At 66.6% G+C, this 1,858-nt stretch carries 2 protein-coding genes; both read right to left on the reverse strand.

The genetic code is table 11. The features are described 5' to 3' along the window. The coding region (locus AC1DMS_RS31635) for a methyl-accepting chemotaxis protein (RefSeq protein WP_478182135.1) at positions 1-1,385 on the reverse strand (1,385 nt) is incomplete at its 3' end. Positions 1,386-1,423: 38 nt separating this feature from the next. Next, positions 1,424-1,858: methyl-accepting chemotaxis protein (locus AC1DMS_RS31640; RefSeq protein ID WP_478182136.1), on the reverse strand; the 435-nt coding region annotated here is incomplete at its 5' end.

The raw sequence follows: 1,858 nt of genomic DNA on the forward strand, positions 1-1,858 counted from the left end.
TCCTGGCTGGCCGCCGTGATCTCGCCCATGATGTCGGTCACGCGCTTGACGCTGTCGACGATCTCGTCCATCGTGCGGCCCGCTTCGGCCACCTGGCGGCTGCCGGCCTCGACCTTGTCCACCGAGTCGTCGATCAGGCCCTTGATTTCTTTTGCCGCTGCGCCCGAGCGCTGGGCGAGGTTGCGCACTTCGGAGGCGACGACTGCGAAGCCTCTTCCCTGCTCACCGGCTCTTGCGGCTTCAACTGCAGCGTTGAGCGCGAGGATGTTGGTCTGGAACGCGATGCCATCGATCACGCCGATGATGTCGACGATCTTCTTGGACGAGGCATTGATCGAAGCCATGGTATCGACCACCTGCCCCACCACGCCCCCGCCCTTCACCGCGACCTCGGAGGCCGAGAGCGCGAGTTGGTTGGCCTGCCGCGCGTTGTCGGCGTTCTGCTTGACGGTGCTCGTGAGCTCTTCCATCGAGGCTGCCGTCTGCTCGAGCGAACTGGCTTGCTCCTCGGTGCGCGCCGAGAGGTCCCGGTTGCCCGCCGCGATCTGGCCCGATGCGGTCGCGATGGTGTCGGTGCCCTGGCGCACTTCGCCGACCACCCTGGCCAGGCTCTCGTTCATGTGCTTCAGCGCCTGCATGAGCTGGCCGGTCTCGTCGCGCGAGTCGGCTTCGATGACCGAGCCCAGGTCGCCGCTCGCCACGGTTTCGGCCACCTTCACCGCGCGGCCCAGCGGCTGCGTGACGCTGCGCGCGATCAGGAAGGCGCAGGCCGCGCCGATCACCAGCGTGAGCACCGTGAGCACGATGCGCAGGTTGAAGCCTCGCTCGTTGGCCGCGTCGATCGCATGGCTCATGTCGTCGATCGCCTTGCGCTCGAGCGCCAGCAGTTCGAGCACCCGGCTTTCATAGGCCTTGGCGGCCGGCTGGAAGATGTTCTTGAAAACCGCCTCCGCTTCGCCCGGAGTGCCGCTGGCCTTGGCTTTCTGCACCGCGTCCTTGGCGGCCTGGTACTTGGCCCGCAGCTCGACGATAGACTTGAAGGTCGACTTCTCGACGTCGGTCACCAGCAGGGCCTCGACCTTGGCCATGGTCTCGCCGCCCTTCTTGACGCTGTCGGAGATGACGTCGGCAAAGGTGACGGGAAGCGTCTCGTCGGTGGTGCGGGCAATCATCGCGGTGCGCGCGATGGCCGAGTAGGTCAGCACGTACCAGTCGGAGATGAGCCGCTCCTTCGCGAGCGGGCTCTGCATCATCTGGCGCGTGGCCTCGGCATTGCTTCGGGCGGTCACCAGGGCGAAGGCGGCCGAGACCAGGGTCAGCGCGAGAACCAGGCCGAAGCCGATGGCCAGGCGCGTTCCGATGCGCATGTTGGAAAGGAAGTTCATCTTTGAATACCGAATGGGAGTGAAGGAGGCGCGCGGCCTCAGATGGGCGCCACCTCGGGCGCGTGGTAATGGACAGGGCTGGTTTGGCGCAGGGCGGTTGCGGGCTGGCGCGGCGGGCCGTCCAGCTTGAACACGCTCACGGCCTGCACGAGGCTCGCGGCCTGCTCCTGCATCGACTGCGCCGCGGCCGCGGCTTCTTCGACCAGCGCCGCGTTCTGCTGCGTCACCTGGTCCATCTGCGCAATCGCCTGGTTCACCTGCTCGATGCCGGTGCTCTGCTCCTGGCTCGCGGCCGTGATCTCTCCGATGATGTCGGTCACGCGTTTCACGCTGCCCACGATCTCGGCCATGGTCTTGCCGGCTTCGCCCACGAGGGCGCTGCCCATGTCGACCTTGCCCACCGAGTCGTCGATCAGGCCCTTGATTTCCTTGGCGGCTGCGCCTGAGCGCTGGGCCAGGTTGCGGACTTCGGA

This window comes from Variovorax sp. 05T418, assembly GCF_056396385.1.